Genomic DNA, 7,022 nt, shown 5'->3' on the forward strand with positions numbered 1-7,022 from the left:
CATGGCGGGACGGGTTACGGTAACGGAAAACGCTCTGGCGGCCATCCTGGCCCTGGCGGCCCACGAGGTGCCCGGGGTGGTGGGGATGGCCCCCGCGGGGCTTAAGGACCAGGTGGTGCGCATCCTGAAGCGCCAGGAGGCGAGCGAGGGGGTGGTGGTGCGCCAAGACCCCGCCAAGCCCGGCCAGTACCAGGCGGACTTCTACGTGGTGGTGGCCTACGGCACCCGCATCCCCACGGTGGTGGAGTCCCTGGCGGAGCGGGTTTCCTTCGCCGCCCGGAAGTTTGCTGGGGTAGAGCTTTCCCAGGTGCGGGTGCACGTGGTGGGGGTGGGGCGTGGGTAGCTGGAGCCCGGAGGAGATGGCCCAGGCCTTCCGCTACGCCACGGACTGGTTCGCCGTGTACGTGGAGGAGCTCAACGCCCTCAATGTCTACCCCGTGCCCGACGGGGACACGGGCACCAACATGCACCTCACCCTAAGCTCCGCCCGGCGGGAGCTGGACCTGGCGGACACCGCCAAGATGACCGAGGTGGCCCGGGCCATCGCCTACGGGAGCCTTCTCGGGGCCCGGGGAAACAGCGGGGTTATCCTCTCCCAGATCCTCAAGGGCTTCACCGAGGCCCTGCGCCAGGGGGAGCGCCTCGAGGCCCCCCTCCTGAAGGAAGCCCTCCGCCTGGGAGCGGAAGCCGGCTACAAGGCGGTGATGAAGCCCGTGGAGGGCACCATCCTCACCGTGGCGAGGGCCGCGGCCCAAGGGGCCAGGGGGGACACCCTGGAGGAGGTGTGGCAAACCGCCTTGGAGGCCGCGCGGGAAGCGCTGAAGAAGACCCCCGAGCTCCTCCCCATCCTCAAGCAAGCGGGGGTGGTGGACGCCGGGGGTGCAGGGTACATGCGGCTTCTGGAGGGTTTCCTGGGCTACGCCAAGAGGCTTCCCCTCCCCAACCCACCCAAGGTGGAGCGCTACGCCCAGACCGCCTTCGCCAAGGAGGAGTTCGGCTACTGCACGGAGTTCCTCATGGAGGGGGTGGGGGTGCCCATAGAGCGGATTCGGGAGGCGGTGGCCCCCTTTGGGGACTCCCTTTTGGTGGTGGGGGCCGAGGGGTACGTGAAGGGGCACATCCACACCGACGACCCCGACGGGCTTCTCGCCACCGTGGCCCGCTTTGGCCGCATGGTGCGCACCAAGGTGGAGGACATGACCGCCCAGCACACGGAGATCCTGGCCATGGCGGGCCTCCTGGAGGAGGCTCCGCCCCCCACGGGCCTGGTGGCCGTGGCCCTGGGGCCTGGGGTGGCCAAGGCCTTCCGGAGCCTGGGGGCGCGGGTGGTGACGGGGGGGCAGACGCAAAACCCCAGCGTGGAGGAGATCCTCTCCGCCATCAAAAGCCTCCCCAACCCCAAGGTCATCCTCCTTCCCAACAACCCCAACGCCTTCCTGGCCGCCCAGGAGGCGGCGAGGCTCGCCCAGGAGATGGGCAAGGAGGTCCACGTCCTCAAAACCCGCACCCTGGGCCAGGGCCTGGCCGCGGCGGTGCGCTACCTGCCCGAGGAGGAGCCGGAAGCCCTCCTCCCCGAGATGGAGGAGGCCATGGCGGGTGCGGCCACCCTCGAGGTCACCTGGGCCAGCCGGGATACGGAGATAGACGGGCTCAAGGTCCTGAAGGACCAGCCCATCGGCCTCCTGGACGGTAGGCTCGTCACCGTGGGCAAGACGCCGGAAGAGGTCTTAGACCGCCTCCTCCGCCTGGCCCAGGAGGGCAAGGAGGTCCTCACCCTCTTCCTGGGGCCCGGGATGGAACGGGAACGGGCGGAACAGGTGGTGGAGGCCTTCCCCCACCTGGCGGTGGAGATCCTGCCCGGGGGCCCCGACCTGTACCCCTACCTCGGGGTCTTGGAGTAAAGGGAATCTAAAGCCTACCCCCCTGCCCAGGGGGGTAAGCTTTTACCGAAGGAGGGACCTATGCGGAAGGTTTTGTGGCTTCTCACCCTCGCCCTGGCCCTAGGGGGGTGCAAAGAGCTCCAACTAGGGGCCCCAGTAAGCGGGGACCTACAGGCGGGCCAAAGCGTGGAGGCCCCTCTTCCCCCTGCGGAAGAGGGGGCAGGGGGAACCCTTCGTCCTGGGATGAAGGTCTACCGCCTGCTGACGAACGGCGGGGGGGCTTTCCAGGTGGCCGCGGTCTCCACAACCCTCCAGGGCCGGGCCCGGCTCCGCCTCACCCTTTACGATGAGAACTACGTGGTCCAGGGGGTGAGCGTGGCCCGGAACTACTTCGCCCTGGGGCCCGAGCTGGCCCCCCTTGGCCTGGCACCCCAGGGCCTGACCACGGACCCTGGCTTCCGCCTGAACTTCAAGGCCCCGGCAGGTAGGGCCTACTACCTCAAGGTGGAAAACTTCGCCCCATCGGAGGACCAGGTGACCCTCTACCTGGACCCCTTGACCCCCAACCCCGCGGGTAGGGAAGAAGCCTTCACCAGCGGCATGGTCACGGGGGCCATAGAGTTCCTGGGGGAGTTTGACCGCTACGACGTAAGGGCTGCCACGGGGTACCTGCGCCTCTCTTACAGCGGCCCCCTAGACCTGGTGGCCCTCCTCTACACCGGCCCAGCAGACCTCACCCCCCTCACCCTGGACGCGGTGGTCTCCTGCGCCCCGGTAAGCCCCGCCGTCCTGCTTGTGGTGCGGGACCGGGGCCTGGCGCGGGCAGGGTTTGACGAGGAGGGGAGCGGGCGGTACACCCTTGAGCTTTCCAGCACGCCCTGCCCCTAAGGGGCTGTTTGGGAAAAGGATGAGGTCAAACTTAAGGGATTAGAGGGTTTTCTCATCAAACCCCGCCGGATAAGCTCCCTGTCCGGCGGGGTTTTCTTACCCTAAGACCCAGTCCAAAAAAATCCACCCCCGCCCCATGAGCCCGAGGGCTCATCCTTCTCAGGGTCTTCAAGGGTTGGCGGGGATAGTGGAGGACGCTATGCCTTGGATTCTCCTTCTCCTCCTCCTCTTGCCCATTGGCAAGGCGAAGGCACCCCAGGCGATGGTCCTCGAGGCCACCGCCTACACCTCCAGCGTACGGGAAACGGACACCACCCCCTTCGTCACCGCCACCGGGATGCGCACCCGGCTTGGGGTCCTGGCGGTGAGCCGGGACCTCCTGAAGATCCTCCCCTTCGGCACCCAGGTGCGGCTTAAGGACCTGGGCACGGTCTATGGCCGGGGGAAAGGACAGTTTGACTCCCTTTTCCGGGGCCTGGTCTTCGTGGTGGCCGACGTGATGCACCCCAGGATGCGGGAAAAGGTGGACGTGTGGCTCCCCGACCGGGCCACCGCCTTGCGCTTCGGCCGCAGGCTGGTGCAGCTGGAGGTGGTGGCCTACCCAAACGGGAAAAAACCCTAGACTGATAGGGGTGCGGTTCGCTCTCTTCCTGGCCCTGGCCCACATCCGCCGCCGCCCCCTGCAAAGCGGCCTAGCCCTCCTGGGGGTGGGGGTGGGGGTGGCCGTGCTCCTCTTGGCCCTTTCCCTCACCAACGGCTTCGTGGACGGGCTGGTGCGGGCCACCCTCAAGGCCTACCCCCACCTGGTCCTCTTCAGCCTAACCCCCGAGCTCCCCCCCCTTCCTCCTCACCCCGAGGCGGTGGCCCAAGCCCCCTTCGCCGCCACCAAGGCCCTCCTTACGCGCCCCGCGGAGCCCGGCCGGGGGCCAGGGGTGGACTTCGCCACCCTGGTGGGGTTGGGGGAGGGGGGGGAGGCCCTTTACCCAGAGCTTGGCCTAAAGCTAGAGCCCGGGGGGATCTACCTGGGCTCGGCCCTGATGCAGAGCCTGGGGGCCCTTCCGGGGGACCGGGTCTATGCCCTTTCCGCCAGGCAGGAGCGGGTAGAGCTCAGGGTGCTGGGCTCCTTCCGCACGGGGAACTACCTCATAGACTCGGCCTACGCCTTCGCGGACCTGGGGAGCGTGGAGGCCCTCTCCGGCCTCAAGGCCCAGGGCTACCAGGTGCGCCTCAGAGACCCCTGGCGGGCCAAGGCGGTGGGGGCGGAGATGGCCGGCACCCGCTTCTACCCCCAGGCCTGGCAAGACACCCAAAGGACCCTTTTGGAGCAGCTGGCCCTGCAGAAGAGGGTCCTGGGGTTACTGGTCTACCTCATTGTGGCCGTGGCCGCCTTGGGGGTGGCCAACCTCCTGGTGCTCAAGGTGGTGGAGAAGACCCCGGAGATTGCCCTTCTCCGGGCCATGGGGGCCTCGAGGGCCACCGTGGGCCTGGTCTTCGCCCTGGAGGGAGTCCTCCTGGGGCTTGGGGGGGTGCTTTTGGGGAACGGGCTTGGCTACCTCCTGGGGCTCTACCTGGCCCAAAGGCCCCTGGACCTCCCGGGAGAGCTCTACTTCCTCACCCACCTGCCGGTAAAAATGGAAGGGCGGGACTTCCTCCTGGTGAGCGCGGCCAGCCTGGGGGCGGTCCTCCTCTCCTCCCTCCTGCCCCTCCTAAGGGCCCTCCGGGTCCAGCCGGGGGTGGTGCTCCGATAAGGCCCCGCCGCAGCTAAAGCTGCGGCGGGGGCCCCAAAAAAGGCCCGGGGAGCTACGCGCCCCCCGGGGTGCGGCCTGCCGGGAAAGGGGTTACTGGGCCACCACGCTCACCCTGAGCTGGATGGGCACCTCGGGGTGAGGCTTGTAGATGAGGGTGTAGTCCCCCAGCTCCTTAATGGGCTTTTCCAGCTGTAGGCGCTTGGGGTCAATGGCGATGCCGTGCTGGCGGCTTAGGGCCTCGGCGATGTCCTTGGCGGTAACGGAACCGTAGATCTTGGTCTCCCCCGCCCGCACCGGAATGGTGAGGGTGAGGTTCTCCAGGATCTCCTTAAGCCGCTCCGCCTCGGCCTTGCGCTCCGCTAGGCGCTTGGCCTGGGCGCGGATTTTGGCCTCCAGGGCCTTCAGGTTGCTCTCCGTGGCCAAAACCGCAAGGCCCCGGGGCAACAGGTAGTTGCGGGCGTAGCCGGGCCTGACGTTCACCACCTGGCCCACGTCGCCCAGGTTCTCCAGGGGTTCTAGAAGAATGACCTTCATGGCGTCCCCCTACTTGCGCACCAGCTTCTCCGTGAAGGGCAGAAGCCCCAGGATCCGGGCCCGCTTGATGGTCCGGGCCAGGATCCTTTGCTCCTTGGCGCTAAGCCCCGTGCGGCGGCGGGGAAGGATCTTCCCCGTCTCCGACAGGAAGCGCTTCAGAACCTCCACGTTCCAGTAGTCCTTGAGGTCAAACTCCCCCAGGCTGGCCTTTACCTTGGTAACCTTCCTGGGGCGGCGCGCCTGCGCCTCCTTTTTGGGTTTCGCGTTCTTGGTGCTCAAAACGGCAGATCCTCCTCCGGCGGGAAGTCCTCGAGTCCCTCGTCAATGTCCACCCCACCCGTCTGGACGTTCTGGGGCCTGCTTCCGCCGGCTTGGGCAGGCCCACGGGTGGGTCGCTCCAAGCGGAGGGCCTCCACCTTGGTCTGGTAGCGACGCTCTCCGGTGGAGCTCGTCCAGGAGTCGTTCACCAAACGGCCGACCACCAAAAGCCCCTCGCCCTTCCTCAGCTCCCCAGCCCACTCGGCCAGGTCGCGCCAGGCCTGAACCTCCACGAAGTGGGTCCTTTCCTCGCCCGCCTGCCGCCCGCGCTCGTTCACCGCCAGGCCCAGCCGGGCCACCGCGGTGCCCTGGGGGGTGTAGCGGAGCTCCGCGTCCCGGGTGAGGTTACCCATGAGGTAGACCTGGTTGAGGGCGTTTTTGAGGCGGGGCTGGCCCCGGGCGTCCTCCAAGGTCTCCCGGCCCGCAGGAGCCAAGGGGTCAATGAAGTCCGCGCGGATCTCCAGCTGGCTCCGCTTCTCCCCCTCCCGCTCCCACTGGCGGTAGGAAAGCCGCCCCTCCACGAAGAGGAGCTGCCCCTTTTCCAGCACATCCCCCCACATCTCCGCCTGGCGGCCGAGAAGGCGCACCCGGTGGTACCAGGGGATCTCCCGCTCCTGGCCGGTCTCGTCCCGAAGGAGGTCTTGGCCCGCCAGGTTGAGTTCCAGGATGGCCATCCCACTAGGGGTGTAGCGCATGTCCGGGCGGGCAGTGAGGGTACCGATGAGAAAAACGCGGTTCAGGCCTCTGGCCATGCTATCACTCTACGCCTTGCTGAGGAAGGGTTCCACCGCCTTGACCACCATGACCCGGCGCACGTTGTCCCGGACACGGAGTTCCGCGGCCAGGGCGTTGACCCGGTCCTCGGGCATCCGCACCCGGTAGAACAGGAAGTGGCCCTGGGGGTCCTTGGCGATGGGGTACGCCAGACGGCGCACCCCCCGGTCCTCCGCCTTCTCCACCTCGGCCCCGTGGGCCTCGAGGGCCCGGCCGATGATCTCCTTCTCCAGGGCCAGCTGGGTCTGGTCCAGGCTGGGGTTCAGGATGATGTTTACCTCGTATACGCGCATGGGAGCTCCCTTAGGAAGCCTCACCTCCTTTCCCGGCCGGCAGGCCGCACGAAGGATGATTATACCCGCCCTTACCCCCAAATAAAAGACCCAGGGGGGCCTAGGCCCCCCCTTCTGGCTCCGCGGGCAGGACTCGAACCTGCGACCAACCGGTTAACAGCCGGCCGCTCTACCAGCTGAGCTACCGCGGACCGACCGCAGTAGGTACTATACCAAGGGCCAAGGAGAGCGTCAAGGGAATGTAGTTGGCCAGCACATTTGAGACTCTGTGGGGACCCCCTCCTCCTTGAGCTTAGCCAGGAACTCCAAGGGCGCAAGACCCCCCAAAGCCCGGTGCAGCCTCCGCCCGTTGTAGTAGTCCAAATACGCATCCAACTCCCGCTGAAGCCCCTCAATCCCAGAAGGCAGAGGACGCGTGTAAAACTCGTCCCGAAACGCCCGCTGCATGCGCTCCACATGCCCATTCAACTTGGGACTCCGCGGAGGAAGCTCAAACAACCGGATGCCCAAACCCCTACAGGCCTCCTCAAACTCCGCCATAAACTCGCTACCCCCATCCACCTGCACCGCCCGGATGGGAAACGGAC

Annotated in this window: 9 protein-coding genes, 1 tRNA gene and 1 pseudogene; 5 read left to right on the forward strand and 6 right to left on the reverse strand. The window is 67.2% G+C overall.

The window, feature by feature from the left end; all coding sequences use genetic code 11:
- Position 1: 1 nt before the first annotated feature.
- The 5 genes from WKI94_RS06010 (at position 2) to WKI94_RS06030 (ending at position 4,516) form a co-directional block, all read left to right on the forward strand.
- Positions 2-343, forward strand: a complete 342-nt coding sequence (locus WKI94_RS06010; RefSeq protein WP_337844865.1) for an Asp23/Gls24 family envelope stress response protein — start codon at positions 2-4, stop codon at positions 341-343.
- On the forward strand, positions 336-1,901 hold the full coding sequence (locus WKI94_RS06015; RefSeq protein WP_337844866.1) for a DAK2 domain-containing protein: 1,566 nt from the start codon (positions 336-338) through the stop codon (positions 1,899-1,901). The genes WKI94_RS06010 and WKI94_RS06015 overlap by 8 nt, the downstream gene beginning before the upstream one ends.
- A gap of 60 nt (positions 1,902-1,961) precedes the next feature.
- A complete protein-coding gene (locus WKI94_RS06020) occupies positions 1,962-2,768 on the forward strand; it encodes a hypothetical protein (protein ID WP_337844867.1) in 807 nt (268 codons plus the stop codon).
- Positions 2,769-2,967: 199 nt separating this feature from the next.
- On the forward strand, positions 2,968-3,390 hold the full coding sequence (locus tag WKI94_RS06025) for a hypothetical protein (RefSeq protein WP_337844868.1): 423 nt from the start codon (positions 2,968-2,970) through the stop codon (positions 3,388-3,390).
- A 10-nt stretch (positions 3,391-3,400) separates the two neighbouring features.
- Complete coding sequence (locus WKI94_RS06030) at positions 3,401-4,516, forward strand: FtsX-like permease family protein (RefSeq protein WP_337844869.1); 1,116 nt, start codon at positions 3,401-3,403, stop codon at positions 4,514-4,516.
- 90 nt (positions 4,517-4,606) lie between these two features.
- Here WKI94_RS06030 and rplI read toward each other — a convergent pair whose 3' ends face one another.
- The 6 genes and pseudogenes from rplI to WKI94_RS06060 form a co-directional block, all read right to left on the reverse strand.
- Positions 4,607-5,050, reverse strand: coding sequence for a 50S ribosomal protein L9 (rplI, locus tag WKI94_RS06035; protein ID WP_337844870.1), 444 nt, complete (start codon positions 5,048-5,050; stop codon positions 4,607-4,609).
- A gap of 9 nt (positions 5,051-5,059) precedes the next feature.
- Complete coding sequence (rpsR, locus tag WKI94_RS06040) at positions 5,060-5,329, reverse strand: 30S ribosomal protein S18 (RefSeq protein ID WP_018460858.1); 270 nt, start codon at positions 5,327-5,329, stop codon at positions 5,060-5,062.
- A complete protein-coding gene (locus WKI94_RS06045; protein ID WP_337844871.1) occupies positions 5,326-6,120 on the reverse strand; it encodes a single-stranded DNA-binding protein in 795 nt (264 codons plus the stop codon). The genes rpsR and WKI94_RS06045 overlap by 4 nt, the downstream gene beginning before the upstream one ends.
- Positions 6,121-6,129: 9 nt before the next feature.
- Complete coding sequence (gene rpsF / locus WKI94_RS06050) at positions 6,130-6,435, reverse strand: 30S ribosomal protein S6 (protein WP_337844872.1); 306 nt, start codon at positions 6,433-6,435, stop codon at positions 6,130-6,132.
- A 115-nt stretch (positions 6,436-6,550) separates the two neighbouring features.
- Positions 6,551-6,626 (reverse strand) — tRNA-Asn (locus WKI94_RS06055).
- Positions 6,617-7,022, reverse strand: a pseudogene (locus WKI94_RS06060) (integrase core domain-containing protein); the annotation flags it as partial. The pseudogene WKI94_RS06060 and the gene WKI94_RS06055, both read right to left, overlap by 10 nt.

The sequence above is a fragment of the Thermus sp. genome, from assembly GCF_037444525.1.
Lineage (GTDB): Bacteria > Deinococcota > Deinococci > Deinococcales > Thermaceae > Thermus.